19 protein-coding genes are annotated in these 17,228 nt (G+C 46.3%); 3 read left to right on the top strand and 16 right to left on the bottom strand.

From position 1 onward, the window contains the following. Positions 1-99: 99 nt before the first annotated feature. Positions 100-477 carry a hypothetical protein gene (locus ACTHSP_RS04335; protein WP_101755531.1) on the bottom strand — a complete coding sequence of 126 codons (378 nt, stop codon included), beginning with the start codon at positions 475-477 and terminating at the stop codon, positions 100-102. Between the two features lie 136 nt (positions 478-613). Here ACTHSP_RS04335 and ACTHSP_RS04330 point away from each other — a divergent pair, with 136 nt between their 5' ends. Continuing rightward, positions 614-1,234 carry a Smr/MutS family protein gene (locus ACTHSP_RS04330; RefSeq protein WP_107723136.1) on the top strand — a complete coding sequence of 207 codons (621 nt, stop codon included), beginning with the start codon at positions 614-616 and terminating at the stop codon, positions 1,232-1,234. Between the two features lie 53 nt (positions 1,235-1,287). Here the strand turns inward: ACTHSP_RS04330 and ACTHSP_RS04325 are convergent, their stop codons facing one another. From ACTHSP_RS04325 to dnaB, 6 genes are all read right to left on the bottom strand, one after another. Continuing rightward, entirely contained in the window at positions 1,288-1,776 is a 489-nt protein-coding gene (locus ACTHSP_RS04325; protein ID WP_440345692.1) for a PilX family type IV pilin, read from the bottom strand. A gap of 4 nt (positions 1,777-1,780) precedes the next feature. After that, positions 1,781-2,326: a pilus assembly PilX family protein gene (locus tag ACTHSP_RS04320; protein WP_440345691.1), complete on the bottom strand. Its 546-nt coding sequence runs from the start codon at positions 2,324-2,326 to the stop codon at positions 1,781-1,783. Continuing rightward, positions 2,305-3,240, bottom strand: a complete 936-nt coding sequence (locus tag ACTHSP_RS04315; RefSeq protein ID WP_440345690.1) for a PilW family protein — start codon at positions 3,238-3,240, stop codon at positions 2,305-2,307. Before ACTHSP_RS04315 ends, ACTHSP_RS04320 begins: the two co-directional genes overlap by 22 nt. Positions 3,241-3,242: 2 nt before the next feature. Then, the gene (gene pilV, locus ACTHSP_RS04310) at positions 3,243-3,890 is read right to left on the bottom strand and encodes a type IV pilus modification protein PilV (protein WP_440345689.1); all 648 of its coding nucleotides are present in this window, start codon (positions 3,888-3,890) and stop codon (positions 3,243-3,245) included. 15 nt (positions 3,891-3,905) lie between these two features. Further along, complete coding sequence (locus ACTHSP_RS04305; protein WP_440345688.1) at positions 3,906-4,571, bottom strand: GspH/FimT family pseudopilin; 666 nt, start codon at positions 4,569-4,571, stop codon at positions 3,906-3,908. A gap of 157 nt (positions 4,572-4,728) precedes the next feature. Then, the gene (gene dnaB / locus ACTHSP_RS04300) at positions 4,729-6,135 is read right to left on the bottom strand and encodes a replicative DNA helicase (protein WP_440345687.1); all 1,407 of its coding nucleotides are present in this window, start codon (positions 6,133-6,135) and stop codon (positions 4,729-4,731) included. Positions 6,136-6,289: 154 nt separating this feature from the next. On the opposite strand from dnaB, the gene ACTHSP_RS04295 reads away from it, so the two are divergent. Together ACTHSP_RS04295 and ACTHSP_RS04290 are read left to right on the top strand one after the other, a co-directional pair. Further along, positions 6,290-6,871: a superoxide dismutase gene (locus tag ACTHSP_RS04295; RefSeq protein WP_440345686.1), complete on the top strand. Its 582-nt coding sequence runs from the start codon at positions 6,290-6,292 to the stop codon at positions 6,869-6,871. 223 nt (positions 6,872-7,094) lie between these two features. Beyond that, positions 7,095-8,636 carry an L-lactate MFS transporter gene (locus ACTHSP_RS04290; protein WP_440345685.1) on the top strand — a complete coding sequence of 514 codons (1,542 nt, stop codon included), beginning with the start codon at positions 7,095-7,097 and terminating at the stop codon, positions 8,634-8,636. A 58-nt stretch (positions 8,637-8,694) separates the two neighbouring features. Here ACTHSP_RS04290 and ACTHSP_RS04285 read toward each other — a convergent pair whose 3' ends face one another. The 9 genes from ACTHSP_RS04285 to rpsA form a co-directional block, all read right to left on the bottom strand. After that, complete coding sequence (locus ACTHSP_RS04285) at positions 8,695-9,540, bottom strand: DUF817 domain-containing protein (RefSeq protein WP_314511593.1); 846 nt, start codon at positions 9,538-9,540, stop codon at positions 8,695-8,697. Positions 9,541-9,573: 33 nt separating this feature from the next. Beyond that, positions 9,574-10,839, bottom strand: coding sequence for a flavodoxin-dependent (E)-4-hydroxy-3-methylbut-2-enyl-diphosphate synthase (gene ispG / locus ACTHSP_RS04280; protein ID WP_063068149.1), 1,266 nt, complete (start codon positions 10,837-10,839; stop codon positions 9,574-9,576). A gap of 1 nt (position 10,840) precedes the next feature. Beyond that, positions 10,841-11,725, bottom strand: a complete 885-nt coding sequence (locus tag ACTHSP_RS04275) for a helix-turn-helix domain-containing protein (protein WP_314511598.1) — start codon at positions 11,723-11,725, stop codon at positions 10,841-10,843. Next, positions 11,726-12,481, bottom strand: a complete 756-nt coding sequence (pilW, locus tag ACTHSP_RS04270) for a type IV pilus biogenesis/stability protein PilW (protein WP_070585498.1) — start codon at positions 12,479-12,481, stop codon at positions 11,726-11,728. 8 nt (positions 12,482-12,489) lie between these two features. Then, entirely contained in the window at positions 12,490-13,578 is a 1,089-nt protein-coding gene (gene rlmN, locus ACTHSP_RS04265) for a 23S rRNA (adenine(2503)-C(2))-methyltransferase RlmN (protein ID WP_003683577.1), read from the bottom strand. Between the two features lie 168 nt (positions 13,579-13,746). Further along, on the bottom strand, positions 13,747-14,172 hold the full coding sequence (ndk, locus tag ACTHSP_RS04260; RefSeq protein ID WP_004519785.1) for a nucleoside-diphosphate kinase: 426 nt from the start codon (positions 14,170-14,172) through the stop codon (positions 13,747-13,749). Between the two features lie 94 nt (positions 14,173-14,266). After that, complete coding sequence (gene zapE, locus ACTHSP_RS04255; protein WP_063068146.1) at positions 14,267-15,403, bottom strand: cell division protein ZapE; 1,137 nt, start codon at positions 15,401-15,403, stop codon at positions 14,267-14,269. A gap of 261 nt (positions 15,404-15,664) precedes the next feature. Then, positions 15,665-15,979 (bottom strand): integration host factor subunit beta, encoded by a 315-nt coding sequence (locus ACTHSP_RS04250; RefSeq protein ID WP_003678992.1) that lies wholly within the window; start codon positions 15,977-15,979, stop codon positions 15,665-15,667. Between the two features lie 10 nt (positions 15,980-15,989). Further along, the coding region (gene rpsA / locus ACTHSP_RS04245; protein ID WP_440345684.1) for a 30S ribosomal protein S1 at positions 15,990-17,228 on the bottom strand (1,239 nt) is incomplete at its 5' end.

Genomic DNA, 17,228 nt, shown 5'->3' with positions numbered 1-17,228 from the left:
TAAATCGTGTGAAGAGTATAGCATTTTATTGGAATTGTTGACAGTCTGAGCGTTATGTCAGATATGGAAAACGCCGTCTGAAAAAGACGGCGCGAGGTATTAGGCAATGGTGTTGGAGATTTTGTTTTTCCGGCTTCGTTTCCACTTGAAAATATAAGCGGCAACAACGGGAATCAGGGCGATAATGGATTTGAATGTCCAGCCTGAATACCATGTACCTTCAGGAACGTCGCTGGCAAGCCAAGTGAAGTATGGCCACCAGCAGGCAACCAGGCTGCCGAGGAACAGCGGCCAAATATGACGGCTTAAGTTGCGCTGCCATAAAAGGAAACAGATGGCTGCCCAAACGAAAGTCAGTACGGTAATCAGGAGGATGGTGTAGGCATCTGAAATCAGGATGGCGGCAAAGTAGTAGCTGAGTCCGACCCATAATAGGGCAAGTATCAAGACGATGATTTCTTCTGGGCGTTTAAACATATTTTCTCTCTTTTATAAGACTGGCAATGCGTTAATACTATACCCTAAACACGAAGCGATGATAAGAGTCTTTCAGACGGCCTTGTAGCCGGGTTTGCTATAATGTGTGCAATCAATTTTTTGGAAAGGACAAACCATGACGGCAAACTTTCAAGAAACGCTGAAGGCTTTGGGCAAACAGGCGAAAAAGGAAGCTGCGGAGCGGGAAGCCGAAGCGAAGGCTAAAAAGCAGGCAGAAGATGTGGATTTCAGCAAGGCGGTTGGCAAGGTTACGCCTTTGAAAAATGCCGGCAACTATTATGAGCAGCCTCGCGATAAATCGCCTATCAAACCGCGACCTAAAGAAATGGCAACTTTGGAGCAGGAAGATTATTTTTATGTGGGCAGCGGCGGCTGGGAAGAACCGCCGGCTTCGTTCAGTAAAAACGGGCAGGGTAAAAATGATTTGATGCGTTTGCGAAACGGCCATTATCCTGTTGTGGCTGATGTGGATTTGCACGGCTATACTCAGGAAGAAGCGCAGCAGGTATTGAACGAATTTATTGAGTTTACGAAAAAACGCGGCGTTTGCGGCGAGATTGTCCACGGTAGTGGCTTGGGTTCTTCAGGCTATAAACCGGTTTTAAAAAATATGACGCGCCGCTGGTTGATGCAGCATCCTGATGTGTTGGCTTATGTCGAGCCTCGACAAGGTAATGATGGTGCAGTCAGGATCTTGTTGAAGCGTCAACGCCGAGACGATGATTGGAAACAGTAAAATATAAAAAAGCAGTGTCAGTAAGATGACACTGCTTTTTTATATTTGTCAGACTAAGAAGATTTCTTTTTGGAAACCGATTCGCAACCTTTGCTATTGGTCATTGTGGTTTTGGAATCTTTGGCGGAATCAATATCAGTGCATTTGTAAGTATTGCCCAAACTATCCATCCAAACGGAAAGGGTATAGCCTGTTTTTGTGGGAATGGCTTTCAAACGATAGGCTCGGCTTGTACTGGTATCAATCATTTCGGCAGAGTATTTGTATTTGTCTGCCAAATCTTTATGGCCTTTATATGAGGAAATAAAGTCATCCAACTTGGTTTTAATCTCATCAGTTTTCCACTTTGGATTTTTAACCATCTGGGTTTTAAAAGCGGAATTGATGGCGACTAACTCGGCATGCGCTTGTGATTGGTAGCCGCGTTCAATGTAGCGGTTGTAAGAGGGAATGGCAATGACGCTCAGGATGGCTAAGATGGCGACGGCAATCATCATCTCAACCAGCGTAAAGCCTAGTTGTTTAGTAGAGGCGGTATTCATTTTATTATTCGCTGGCAACGTAAGACTGAAGAATGACTTGGGTATTGGCATTCTTACCCCATGCTTTGGCTGTAACACGGTAGGTAATTCGACCCTCGGTAGTTTTGCCTAAATATTCGATGATGTAGCGTGGATTGTTTGCGATGCCGCTTTTTTTATCTAAAGGATATTCCGTACCATTGGTGTCAATACACAGGTTTTTGTCGCATTTGCGCTTCCAAGCATCTACGGTTGGGCTACCTTCTTCAGTAAAATCGTCATTGGATTTGACGTTTGGTGTGGAACATAAACCTTTTTCACATTTTGCGGTAAAAGTAGTCTTTTTACCTTCAATATCAAAAATTTGATTTTCACCTTCACGCAGTGCCGCTTCGGCTAGGGTGGTTGCCAGTTTGCGGTCGGCATCATTGGTGCTGATACGCTGTTCAGTATTGTAGGATTGGGTAGCTGTGACCACGAGCAGGGCGATGACGACCATCATCATTAAAACGATAAACAAAGCATAGCCCTGCTGCCGGTCAGGTTTGATTAGAGTGATCGGTCGGCGCATACGTTTCCTCCGCGGATAGTGGCATTAATATTATAGATATCGACTTTATTGTCTTGTTCTTTTGATGGGTCAATACTGCCGTTATTCAGTACGATTTGGATAGAAACCGGAGACTTAGCCTCAGCTGAGATATCCAATGCGTTTTTGTAATCAAATAATTCTGTATTTACTCCGCTGGCAGATGCATTTTCAGAATCAGGACATTCTGCATAGATATAGTGGATATCCATGGTTGTAATGCCTTTAATCAACAGCTGCGGATTACTCCATGAGCCATCATCAGATAATTGGAAACGGAATAAGCCACTCTCTTCGCCAAGTTTACCGACGGCATAGGCAATCATTTCATGTTTCATAATGGCAATACTGCCGTCTTGATCAGAGTTGGTAATTTTTAAAGCCAATTTTGCCACAGCCAAATCTTTAATTTTTGTGTGAGGTTTGGCAATGCCGGAGCAGCTGCTGGCAATAGCAGTTTTTTCAGTTGAGTCTGCTTTGTCGATACCGTATTGGAACAGCAGGGCTTTGCCAGTTTGAGTAAAGCCGGTATAGCTTAATTTATTGATTTCTTTAACAGGTAACAGCTTATTAACACCGGCTGTTTTTAAGGCATATTCATCTGAGCTTTTATCTTCTATCACTGCAGAGGCAGGAAAATTCGCCATATTGAAGCAACCGAAATTGCCTGCCATACGCGCATCGCGGACGATCATGTTGGCGGCGTTGCGCAAATCTTGTTGGATACCGATACGGGCGTTGGCAGACTTGTTTAATCCGCGCGCAGTAAAGTAGGTGGAGCTGACAGCCATTAAGACGATCATGCTGAGCAGGCTGGCAACCAGAAATTCAAGGATGCTGAAGCCACGAATGGCGATTTTATTGGGAATATGGTTGAGTAAGCGTTTATTGTTCATTGTTAGTCTCTTACGCGTGATTGGTAGGTATAGACAACGTGATGCCCCGATTTATTGAGATTTTTTGCGCTATTTTCTTCTTCGACATCTTGCAACCATAAAACTTTAACGATGGTCGTGTCGCCTTTGCCATCGCATTTTGCGTTAAACCCATTTTCGTAAGTTGGCTCTGCACCGGAAGAATCTTTGCAGATGGTCGAGAAGACTTGGGCTTCGGGAAGGGCTTTGGCTAAGTCGGCTTTAAACTGGGCAATTTGAGCCTGTGCAAGTTGGGTTTTGTTCATTTTGGCTTCAAATTTTGCAGTTTGTTTAGAGTCGGATTTTAGATAGGCATCATAGGATTTTTTATAACGGGAGGTTTTTTCCCCCGTAGTATCGGTTTCTTCAGAGAGCGTTGGGTTAATGAGCATGCCTTCAATCAGATTTTGCGTAATTTGGGCGACGGTGGTTTGATTTTCAGACTCGCGCACGTTGGATACAGTACGCAGTTGGACAGCCAGAAGGGCCAGCACACCGATGGCAAGGACAAACATGGCAATCAAAACTTCAATCAGGGTCATGCCTGATTGAAGTTTTGGGGTAAAGCTTGATGAGCTCGTTTTCAGACGGCCTTTAAATAATCTGAGATGAGTAGGATTAGTAATGTTCATAAGATACCGTTGTTATTATTTGGAAGAGTATTCGCACATTTTGCGCTCATCGTTTTTAGCACAGATTTCGACATGCCCATTACCATTGATTAAAAGTACGGTAGCACGGGCTTTCTTGGTTTCAGCATCGGCGGCAGATTTATCTGTTAGGCTGATTTTGATGTGGCCGTCTGAAAATTGATAATTCTTACCATCGGTTGAATGGCCAAATGTACCATTGGGAAGAAATCTCCACCAGACTTCTTTTGAAGCTGAAGCAGAAAGGGTAGAACGGTCATTGCCGATAGGGATATAGTTGAAGCTGTATTCCACTTTGTCGGTGTCCCCATTGAGAATAATGGAGCGGATGGATAAATCGACAGTATCGTTTTGATAGCGTAAGTCTTCGTTTTTATCGGCGTAGGCCAACATACCATTACCGGCATATTTGGAATCGCAACCGTTATTGGGCGAGCCATCGGATTTAATTTTGACCGGGCAAATGTAAACGGGAAGATTGAGACGGACGGCCTCATTTCGCGCGAAGCGCAGCAGATTAGCAATTTGCTCTGCTTGCGATGCCGCACGTTTGTAGGCAATCCATTGATTCATATTGGGAAGTGCGATGACGGCCATTACTGCTGCAATAGTAATGACGATCAGCAACTCAATTAGAGTGAAGCCTTTTTGTGTCTGATACATGAGTGATTTTTGGTAGTAATGTGTTGGGGTAACCGACGTTTTCTCTTTTGCATTTGCCTGTGGCAATGCTTTTGCTTTTATTGGATTTATTCTAAACGATTTTGGAATGCGTGACTAATAAAATATGAAATTCGGTTAGTTTTTCAGACAATCTGTCTCAATCTTCCATCAACATGGATTCTGGAACATAGGCGGCATTATCAAATTTGGTAAATTGACCCATCCAAGTGAGGAATACTTTCCCGACGGGACCGTTACGGTGTTTACCGATAATACATTCCGCCAAGCCTTTTGCGGGTGATTCTGAGTTGTAGTATTCATCACGATACATGAACATAATCAAGTCGGCATCTTGTTCGATGGCACCGGATTCACGCAAGTCGGACATCATCGGGCGTTTGTCGGTACGCTGCTCAACTGTACGGCTCAACTGTGACAGGGCAATGACGGGAACTTGCAACTCTTTCGCCAATGCTTTGAGGGAGCGGGAAATTTCGCCAAGCTCGGAAGCGCGGTTGTCAGAACGGCCGGAGCCTGACATTAATTGCAGGTAGTCGATGACGATCAAGCCCAATTTGCCGTTGAACTGGCGCGCAAGACGGCGGGCGCGGGCTCGGAGTTCGAGCGCGGTCAAACCCGGAGTTTCATCGATATACATGGGTGCATCGGAGAGTTTAACGACCGCTTCGTTCAGACGGCCCCAGTGTTCGTCTTGCAATCTGCCGGTTTTTAAAACGCTTTGATCCAAACGTCCGACTGAACCCAGCATACGCATGACCAGCTGCGCACCGCCCATCTCCATAGAGAATACAGCGACAGGTAATTTGTTTTCTACGGCAACGTGTTCCGCAATATTGATCGAAAAGGCTGTTTTACCCATAGACGGACGGCCTGCGACGATGATCAAATCGCCCGGTTGGAGGCCTGATGTTTTTTTGTCGAGGTCGATAAAACCTGTCGATATACCGGTTACTTCATCAGGATTGTCGCGCGAATAAAGCATATCGATGCGCTCGACCACTTCTTTCAAAAGGTCGGGCATCTCAAGGAAGCCTTGTTTGGATTTGGCGGTACTTTCGGCAATTTGGAATACTTTGTTTTCCGCCTCGTCCAAAAGCTGGCCTGCATCGCGCCCTTGCGGATTGTAGGCACTGCGTGCAATTTCCGTGCCAACTTCGGCAAGCTGGCGCATGATGGAACGCTCGCGCACAATTTCGGCGTAGCGGCGGATATTGGCAGCAGATGGCGTGTTTTGCGCTAGCGTAATCAGGTAGTTGAATCCGCCTGCCGCGTCCAATTCTTCATTGCGTTCCAAACTTTCTTGAACGGTAATAACGTCGGCAGGACGGCTTTCATTAATCAGATTGGCAATCGCACGAAAAATCAGGCGGTGTTCGTGGCGGTAGAAATCCTCGCCGGAAACGACATCGGCAATACGGTCCCAAGCAGAATTTTCCAGCATCAGGCCGCCCAATACGGATTGCTCCGCCTCTGTGGAATGTGGCGGTAGTGACAATGCGCTGATTTCACGGTCTTCAGACGGCATATCGGAATAATTGCTCATGACGGGCATCTCTGGCTGGAAAATTGCAATCCACTATTATAGCGCAGTGTAAGTTCAATTGGTTTGTTTACGCTAAAGCAGGTAAAATAGCTATGTTGTCGATTTGACAACACACACTACCAAAATATAAATATCAATAATTAGGAGCATAAAAATGGAACACAAGCTGCCACAATTGCCTTATGAACTGGATGCGTTGTCCCCACATCTGACCAAAGAAACTTTGGAGTTTCACTACGGCAAACACCATCAAACTTACATCACCAATTTGAACAATCAAATCAAAGGCACTGAGTTTGAAGAAATGCCTTTGGAAGAAATCCTGAAAAAATCTTCCGGCGGTATGTTCAACAACGCTGCCCAAACTTGGAATCATACTTTCTACTGGCTGGGCTTTACCCCTAAAGGCCAAGGCAAACCTGCCGGCGAATTGGCTGCGGCCATCGACGCCAAATGGGGCAGCTTCGAGAAATTCCAAGAAGCGTTCAATGCTTGCGCGGCCGGTACTTTCGGCTCCGGTTGGGCATGGTTGGTGAAAACGCCTGCCGGTGAATTGGATCTGGTTTCTACTTCCAATGCAGGTACTCCGCTGACTACTGAAAACATTCCGCTGTTGACTTGCGACGTATGGGAACACGCCTATTACATCGACTACCGCAACAGCCGTCCTAACTACCTGAAAGGTTTCTGGGAAATCGTTAACTGGGATGAAGTTGCCAAACGCTTCGCCGCATAAAACGATATGAGTGAAAAGGCCGTCTGAAAAATTTTCAGACGGCCTTTTTGTCGATATTGGCGTGAAGAAATGGTTTAGATGAATGTTTTTTCTGTCTGATACGCAAAATTATCATGGAGCAGAAAAAAGGATAAACGGGAGATTATGCTAAAATATTGTCAACAATTTTTTGATTACGCATGATATGGAATCAGCGTTTGACACACATAGACAAGAGGATTTTATGAAATTTCTAGACCGTGAGGCGACCATTGCCAAACCCGGCTTTAATCGTTGGCTGGTACCGCCTGCCGCTTTGGCCGTGCATCTTGCCATCGGGCAGATATACGCTTATTCCGTGTTCAATGCGCCGCTGACCAAGCTTATCGGTATCACTGAGTCGGCTGCAGGAGATTGGAAGCTGACCACGGTGGGTTGGATTTTCAGTATTGCCTTGGCGATGTTGGGGGCGTCAGCGGCCATGTTCGGTACATGGATGGAACGCGTTGGGCCGCGTAAAGCAATGTTTGTTGCTGCCTGCTGCTTTAGTTTGGGCTTTTTTGTGTCGGCGATCGGCGTCCATACGCACAATCTGTTTTTGCTTTATTTGGGCAACGGTGTGATTGGCGGGGTTGGTTTGGGCTTGGGCTATATCGGGCCTGTATCGACTTTGATGAAATGGTTTCCCGATAAACCAGGCATGGCGACAGGTTTAGCGATTATGGGTTTTGGCGGTGGCGCGATGTTGGCTTCGCCTTTATCCGTGTCGCTGATGAATTTTTTCTCCAGTGAAACTTCGGTTGGCGTCGCGCAGACTTTTGTGGTTTTAGGGTTGTTTTATTTGGTGTTGATGATGTTCGGTGCATTTACGATCCGTGTACCTGCCGATGGCTGGAAACCTAAAGGTTATGTTGCGCCGAAAATCAAAAGCAAATTGGTCAGCAGCAATCATGTCAATGTCTCACAAGCCATGAAAACGCCGCAATTCTGGCTCTTGTTTTGGGTGTTGTGCTTGAACGTGACAGCGGGTATCGGCGTTTTGGGTCAGGCCTCGGTCATGATTCAGGAGCTTTTTTCCGAGGCATCTGTAGGAAAACAAGCGGCCATTGGTGCGGGTGCGGCGGCAGGTTTTGTGAGCCTGTTGAGTCTGTTTAATATGGGCGGCCGCTTTTTGTGGTCCAGCGTGTCCGACAAAATCGGACGTAAAAATACTTATACTATTTTCTTTGTGCTCGGCTCGCTGTTGTATTTTGCCATTCCGTCGATTGGCGGGAGCGGTAACAAGGCTTTGTTTGTTATTGGGTTCTGCGTCATTATTTCCATGTATGGCGGCGGTTTCGCAGCGATTCCGGCGTATCTGAAGGATTTGTTCGGCACTTATCAAGTCGGTGCAATCCACGGCAGGATTTTGCTGGCATGGTCAACTGCGGCTGTTATTGGCCCGGTGTTGGTCAACTATATCCGCCAAAGCCAAATTGAAAGCGGTGTTCCGGCTGCTGAAGCTTATAGCATTACCATGTACATCATGGCAGGTTTGTTGATTGTCGGTTTATTGTGTAATTTGAGTGTCCGTTCGGTTCATGAAAAGCATCATGAGAAAGACATTAAAGTAGCGGCACATAGCCGCAATCCCGATGATGAAACCGCTGTATCCGATGCCTATCTGATCAGTAAAAAAGTATCAGCGGGCGGTATCGGTGTATGGTGGCGCTGGGCTTTGGTTTGCATTCCTTTGGGCTACGGCGTCATTATGGTGTTTGTGAAAGCCTTAAGTTTGTTTAATTGATTGTTGAAAATGAAAGGCCGTCTGAAAGTTTCAGACGGCCTTTTAAAATATTAAGCAACTAATCTTTTGATACGCTGATGGTATGTTTGATATGTTTTAAATTCGCAACGATGGTAAAAGTCATCATCACCAATAAAGCCCATGAGCTCCATTTGCTGATGTATACCGATGCCCACGCGCCGATTTGGTTGGGATAGCGCCAAACGCCGAATAGGGTTCCCAAATTTTCCGCCAGCCAAATAAAAAATCCGATCAGGACGAAAGCGAGCAGGAGCGGCATTTTGCGAGTGGTGTCATAGGGCGTGTATAAGACTGTTGTCCGAGCGTATAGGCCGAGAGCGAAAGCTGCAAGGTACCAGCGATAGTCGCCGATATAGTGATGGGTGAAAAAATTGATATAAATCGCCAGTGCGCACAAAGTACCCAACCAATATGGCGGATGGCTTTTGATTTTGAGGTCAAACAGCCGCCATGCTTGAATGATATAGCTGCCGACTGCGGCATACATAAAGCCTGCAAACAGCGGTACGCCGCCGATTTTGGTGTATGCCTCATCAGGATAGCTCCAAGATTGGATATCACCTGATGTTTTGAACCACTCTAAAGCAAAGCCCACTAAGTGAAACAGCGTAATCGATTTCACTTCATCCCAAGTTTCCAGCTTGAAATACAGCATGGCTGCTTGTACGGAGACGGCAAAAATCAGCAGTAGGTCGTAGCGCGAAATCCCTAACCAGCCTGTTTTTGGGACGAGGAACATGGCAATGAAAAACAAGCCTGCAAATAAGCAGGCTCGTGCTTCTTTTAAACCGAAAAACCAAAATTCAACGATAAAGCGTCGCCAACCATGCAAATCCTTGCGTTTGGGATGCTCAGTCAGCCAAGTATCCAGTTTGCCCAACATATTTTCAGACGGCCTCTTTATCTTGATAATGTTTTAGGCAGACTGAATCGGAATGACACGGTTTTGTTTACGTTTTGCGCCACCTTCGCAGTAGTTGGTTTTGACATAATCTTCAACGATTTGTAAAAACTCTGCAGCGATATTGTCGCCTTTGAGGGTCACTTTCCGTTCGCCGTCTACATAAACCGGCGCAACCGGAGTTTCACCTGTACCTGGCAGGCTGATACCGATATCGGCAAGCTTGCTTTCGCCCGGGCCATTGACTACGCAACCCATTACGGCAACGTTCAATGATTCAACACCTGGATACTCAGTGCGCCAAATAGTCATTTTTTGACGTAAATAGTTTTGTACGTCTTGCGCCAATTCTTGGAATACGGTACTGGTGGTACGGCCGCAGCCCGGGCAGGCTGTAACCATTGGTGTGAAGGAACGCAAGCCCATGGTTTGCAGGATTTCCTGACCGACAATGACTTCCTGAGTGCGCGAACTGCCGGGCTCGGGGGTTAGGGAGATTCGAATGGTGTCACCGATACCTTCTTGCAGCAATACGGCCAAGGCCGCGGTAGATGCTACAATACCTTTGCTGCCCATGCCAGCCTCGGTCAGACCGAGATGGAGTGGATAGCGGCAACGGCTGCCCAATTCGCGGTAAACCTGAATCAAGTCTTGTACGGCGCTTACTTTGCACGACAAAATGATTTTGTCTTCGGGCAAGCCCAAAGCCACGGCTTTTTCTGCCGATTCCAGCGCTGAAACAATCAAAGCCTCTTTCATGATTTCTTCAGGCGGCTTCGGTGTAGCAGAAGCTAGGTTGGCATCCATCATGCGCTTGGCAAGGCTTTGATCAAGCGAACCCCAGTTCACACCGATGCGTACGGCTTTATTGTTTTCTGCGGCAGTACGAATCATAAAGGCAAATTTTTCATCGCCTTTTGCACCTTTGCCGACATTGCCAGGGTTGATGCGGTATTTAGACAGGGCCTTGCCGCACTCAGGAAATTCGGCCAATAAGCGTTCGCCATTAAAATGGAAATCACCAATCAGGGGAGTGGTGTAGCCCATATCGTCTAAGCGGCTGCGGATTTCGGCTACTTTAGAAGCTGCTTCAGGAGTATTGACCGTGATGCGTACCATTTCTGAGCCGGCATCGCTCAACTCTTTGACCTGTCGGGCGGTTGCTTCTGCATCTGCGGTGTCGGTATTGGTCATAGATTGCACAACAACGGGCGCATCGGAGCCGATGATGAGGTGGTCAATTTTGACTTGATGTGTCTGACGGCGTTTAGGTGTGGTCATTTTAGTTTTTTCCTGCAACAAAAGAGGCGGATTTCTCACCGGCAACACGGTATTTCAAAGGTTCGATAGGTGTGCCGCCGTAATTGGCTTCCGAGCCGGCTGCAATACCGATCCAAACATTGTAAGGCGCGCCGCCTCTCAGACGTTGTTCGCTTCCGGCCGGAACGATACGGCTGAATACTACTTTTCCATCTTTGTCTGTAATAATCAGATTGCTTCGGTATTGGACTTTAATCCAAAGTTCGTCTTTCTCAACTTTGACGGCAGGCTTCTCTTCTTGTGCTACGGCAGAAGCTTCAGAAGCTGCTTGATCATTAGTTACTTCAGGCTTATTGGTAATTTCTTTTTTGCCGTCTTCCGTCATTTCGCTAACGGCAACATTATCCGTTTTTAAGGCAGGCGTTTTCATCGTATCGGCAACATCTTTGCTGTTTTGAATATTTGCCTGTTCATTTTCAAAACTGGATTTGCTTTGCCAAAAGTAAACGCCGCCTACAGCCAAAGCCAATGCGGCTACTCCCAATATCCATTTCGGGAAGCCTTGTTTCTCAATGTCTTTGTAGCTTAAGCCGGTGTTGGAACTGCGTGTTACCGCGTATACATGGTCTTCAAGTTGCGGAGTAATGGAGAGCAAATGTTTGGCGATGGTTTGTTCATCGATTTTCAGAAATCGTGCATATGAACGCAGATAGCCTGAAACAAAGACTAAACCGGGAAAGCCGGAATATTCCCCTTTTTCCAAAGCATCAATTTGTTCGGCAGATAGTTTCAAACGTGAAGCAACATCTTGAATATCGATTTTGGCATCAGTTCTGTGTTTGCGTAATTCATCCCCCAATGTTTTGGCGGCTTGTGTGTCGTAGTTGATTTTATCGTTATTTTCCATTTAGTGGCCTGTTGTGACGGTTTGTAGTTCGTCTGAATAAGGGAAGTTTGCCCTAAGTTGGGCTTCGTATTCGTATGCGGCGTGTTTATTGCCCAAGGCGGTAGCCAAACGCCAGCCTAAAAGCAAATCATCAGCCTGCAGGACATCAACTTTGCTTTGGTATTGGCGGAAATAATAGTCGGCATCGTTCAGATTGCCTGCCATCATTTTGGTTCGGGCAAGTTCTTTGAAAGCAGGGAAGAATTGCGGATTCGCTGCTAAAGACCTTTCCAAATAGGCTTGGGCCAAAGAGTATTGGCCTAACCTTGCACTGCAAATGCCTTTATTCATATTGGCAATAAAGGGGCTTGGATAGGTTGGGTCGGCCAGTGCTTTATCAAAATAAGCCATAGATTCGGCAGGTGCATTCATTTGATTGCATAAGAACCAACCGTAATTGTTGTTAACTTCAGCACTATCCGGTTTTAAAGACAATGCTTTAAGAAAGCTTTCTTGAGCTTTGTCTTTGACTTTCAAATACTGATAAATCTCGGCGCGTACCAACCAAGCAAGGTCATTTTTTGAATTGGACTTAAGCGCCTCTTCGATACTTTCAGTAGCTTGGCGGTAGTTTTGGCCGCGCATATATTCCACAGCCAGTTGAGTTTTGATATTAGAAACCTGAATGGCACGTTCTTTAGGGCTTGGGCCGGAAGAGGAAGCACAGGCAGAAAGAGTCAGTGCGGTAAGTAAAGCGAATCCGAACTTGATTTTCATAATTAACCTTATTGTTCGACTAAAATCTGTTGCCATTTTTGTTGGCGGCGTGTTTTATCTTGTACTTGTCCGGCCAATTGTCCGCAAGCGGCATCGATATCGTCGCCGCGGGTTTTGCGGACAGTAACGACAAAGCCGGCTTGTTGCAGAATATCGCGGAAGACACGGATATTTTCATTGGTAGAACGTTCGTAGCCGGAATTTGGGAAAGGATTGAACGGAATCAGATTGAATTTGCATGGTACGTCTTTAACCAATTCAATCAATTCGCGCGCATGTTGCGCTTTATCGTTGATACCGTCGAGCATAACGTATTCAAAGGTAATAAAGTCGCGAGGGGCTTTGACCAGATAACGTTGACAGGCCGCCATCAATTCTTTAAGCGGGTATTTTTTGTTGAGGGGAACAATCTGATCGCGCACTTCATCGTTGGATGCGTGTAAAGATACAGCCAAAGCAACAGGCATTGCATCACGCAGTCTATCCATTTGTGGAACCATACCCGAAGTGGAAACGGTCACGCGACGGCGGCTCAAGCCGTAGCCATGATCATCCAACATAATGCTCAAAGCAGTAACAACATTGTCAAAGTTTGCCATAGGCTCGCCCATACCCATCATCACCACGTTGGAGATAACGCGTTCGTTTTTAGGGGTAACACCCATGGCTTTATTGGCCCACCAAAGCTGACCGATAATTTCAGCGGCAGTCAGGTTGCGGTTGAAACCTTGTCGACCGGTAGAGCAGAAGGTGCATTCCAATGCACAACCTACTTGGGAAGAGATGCACAAAGTACCGCGTTCAGCTTCGGGAATGAAGACGGTTTCTACACCGTTGCCCGTGCCGACATCCAGCAACCATTTGCGTGTACCGTCCGTAGATTCTTGTGCCATCATTAATTTAGGCACTTCGATTGTGGCTTGTTCATTCAGTTTGGCGCGCAATGATTTGGCCAAGTCAGTCATTTCTTCAAAGTTTTGTGCACCCGCTTGATGCATCCAACGCATTACCTGCTTGGCTCGAAAAGGCTTTTCACCCATTTCGGCAAAGTGTTGCGTCAGTCCGTTTAAATCGTAATTCAGTAGATTGGTTTTCATGTATTTTTATGTTTCTCAGTAAAGCTTTTAAAGCAAAGGGGCTTATTGGGCAGCTTTGCTTTAAAAGCCTTTATGTTTTCAGACGGCCTTTAATTTGTAGGACATACAAAGCAGTTTTGCCGTCCGATATGAATCGGACGGCCGTAGAGCGGCTACAGGCTTTTACTCTTAGCGAGGGCAGATTTCGCTTTGGCTGAAGAAGTAAGCAATTTCAATTGCAGCATTTTCAACGCTGTCAGAACCATGTACGGCATTAACACTGACAGATTCTGCAAAGTCGGCACGGATTGTGCCCGGAGCTGCATCGGCTGGGTTGGTTGCGCCCATCAATTCACGATTTTTGGCAACGGCGTTTTCACCTTCCAATACTTGAATCATAACAGGATTGCGAGTCATGAATTTAACCAAGTCTTCATAAAAAGGGCGGTCTTTGTGTACAGCATAAAACTCTTTTGCTTCACGCTCAGAGAGATGTTTCATTTTCGCCGCAATAATGCGCAAGCCGTTTTCTTCAAAGCGGCTGTAAATCTTGCCGATGACGTTTTTTTCTACTGCATCGGGTTTGATGATGGAAATCGTACGTTCGATGGCCATGTTATGTCCTTGTTTTTATTAATAGGTAAGTTGCCGTAGCCAAGAGGCGAGGGAAGTGTATTCTACCAAATTTCGCCTCTTTTTGGGAAAGGCATTATTTGCTTAAAGTCAGGTGTGGTTGTTCCAAATAGACTTCGGATTGCATTTCGATCATACGGCTGGCTGTACGGGTAAATTCCTCGGCGAAATCGCCTTCGACATAAATATCGTTTACGCCAACTGCACTGGTGGCGCACAATTTCACACGGAAATCATATAAAACGTCAATTAACCATGTCAGACGGCGTGCTTCTGCTTTTTCTTGCGGGGTTAGACGTTCTAATCCTGAAAGGAAAACCATCTCATAATGTTCGGCCAAGTACAGGTAGTCAGCTTGTGAACGCGGGCCAAAACATAATGCGCGAAAATCAAACCAGATGGCGTGTTCTGACTGGGCTTTATGAGGAATTTCCCGTCCATGAATAATGCTAATGCCTGGGTTTAATTCAGAGATTCCGCTCATTTCCTTAAATAAAGCAGCCAGTTTTTGCTCATTTTCTTCATTATTGGGGACAAAGAAAATTTCGGCAGGACGCAGCGTACGCAAGCGGTAATCTTCGCCGCCATCCACATTTAAAACGGTCAGGTTGGACTCGATAAGGGCGATGGTTGGGAGAAAGCTGCTGCGGTTTTGGCCTTGAGGATAGAGTTCGGATGGGGCGTAGTTGGAAGTGGCTACCAAGACTACACCTTCACTCAACAGGTTTTCCAGTAAACGGCCCAAAATCATGGCATCGGCAATATCGCTGACGTGGAACTCGTCAAAACATAATACGCGCGTTTCTTTGGCAATTTCTGTTGCAACGGCTTTTAAGGGATTGGCTTCGCTTTTCAGGACTTTAAGGCGTTGATGGATTTCGGCCATGAAGGCATGGAAATGCACGCGACGCTTACGACGATAAGGGAGGCAGCCGAAAAAAGCATCCATCAAAAAGCTTTTACCGCGTCCTACGCCGCCATAAAAATAGAGTCCTTTAGGTACTTGTGGGGAACGCAAGCTACGGCCGAGAAAACGGTTGCGTTTGCGTTTGAACATCATCAGCTCGGTCCATAAACGATCCAAATATTCAATGGCTCGCGCTTGGGCTTCATCGCGGATGAAGTTGGGCTGCTCAGCTGCAGCTTGATACCAAGTCAATGGGCTGTGGTTTTCAAATGGAGGTGGTGTGAATAGTTGGTCTCTATTGCTCATGTGTAACCTTTATTATGCTTTACTGGCGATAGTTGAAACATCATTCGCAATAGTTTGGACGGTAGTTGGAATGATGTTTTCATTACAGAATAGTCGGTCTATTATAAATGATTTCAGACGGCCTGAGTTTTTTGTAAAAGCATTGTAGTAGATATAGTTGAAATAGTGTGCGATTAAGGTATGCGTGAAAAGAGCCGGCTTTGGTATTTCTTGTGAAAACAAAAAAAACGCCGCATTTCTGCGGCGTTTTGCTACTAAGTATTAATGAGCACTTTCTTGCAATGCCAAGTCTACACGCTCACGCAACTCTTTACCCGGTTTGAAGTGAGGAACATGCTTTTCTGGCACTTCTACACGCTCGCCGGTTTTCGGGTTGCGCCCGATACGGGCAGGGCGGTGGTTCAAGTCGAAGCTGCCGAAGCCGCGGATTTCGATACGTTGTCCACGAGCCAGTGAGCGGGTCATGGTATCAACCAAGACTTTTACACTGTATTCGACATCTTTAGCCAGCAGTTGATTGCCATTTTTTTCGGCAAACACTTCTGCAAGGCGAACCATCAATTCAGACTTCGTCATGTCTGCAACCTTATTCTTGGTCGCCGGACAGTTTGGCTTTCAGCAAGTCGCCCAAGCTGGTAGTACCGGCATTGGCAGTTGCAGCAGCATTAACTGAATTCAGCGCTTCGCGGTTTTCTTTAGCGTCTTTCGCTTTAACAGACAGACGGATACTGCGGTTTTTGCGGTCAACGGTAACGATAACGGCTTCAACTTCGTCGCCTTCTTTCAGTTTTGTAGTCAGGTCTTCAACGCGGTCAGCGGCGAATTCAGAAGCAGGCAGGTAGCCTTCAACTTCTTCAGACAGAGCAACTACGGCACCTTTGGCGTCAACAGATTTCACAGAACCTTTAACCAAAGAACCTTTGTCGTTTACGCTGATGAAGTTACCGAACGGATCACCTTCCAGTTGTTTGATACCCAAAGAGATGCGTTCTTTTTCAACGTCGATGGCCAATACAACGGCTTCAACTTCTTCGCCTTTTTTGTATTTGCGTACAGCTTCTTCGCCGGCTTCGGTCCAAGACAGGTCAGACAAGTGAACCAGGCCGTCGATACCGCCAGGCAGACCTACGAATACGCCGAAGTCAGTGATAGATTTAACTGCGCCGGAGATTTTGTCGCCTTTGTTGTGGTTGGCAGCAAACTCTTCCCAAGGGTTAGCTTGGCATTGTTTCATACCCAAAGAGATACGGCGGCGGTCTTCGTCGATTTCCAGGATCATTACTTCAACTTCGTCACCCAATTGAACAACTTTGCTTGGGTGTACGTTTTTGTTGGTCCAATCCATTTCGGAAACGTGTACCAAACCTTCGATGCCTTGTTCGATTTCAACGAACGCACCGTAGTCGGTCAGGTTGGATACTTTACCGAACAGGCGGGTACCTTGTGGGTAACGACGGGTCAGGCCGCTCCAAGGATCTTCGCCCAGTTGTTTCATACCCAGGGAAACGCGTTGTTTGTCTTGGTCGAATTTCAGGACTTTAGCTTCTACTTCTTGACCAACTTCCAAAACTTCGCTTGGGTGTTTCACACGGCGCCATGCCAAGTCGGTGATGTGCAACAGACCGTCGATGCCGCCCAAGTCAACGAATGCACCGTAATCGGTGATGTTTTTAACGATACCTTTGATAACTGAACCTTCTTGCAGGTTTTCCAGCAAGGCTTTGCGTTCTTCGCCCAAAGTAGCTTCAAGAACAGCGCGGCGGGACACAACAACGTTGTTGCGTTTTTTGTCCAGTTTGATCACTTTGAATTCAATTTCTTTGCC

The organism is Neisseria sp. P0001.S005, assembly GCF_051963715.1.
This window is presented reverse-complemented; position numbering and strand designations above follow the sequence as displayed.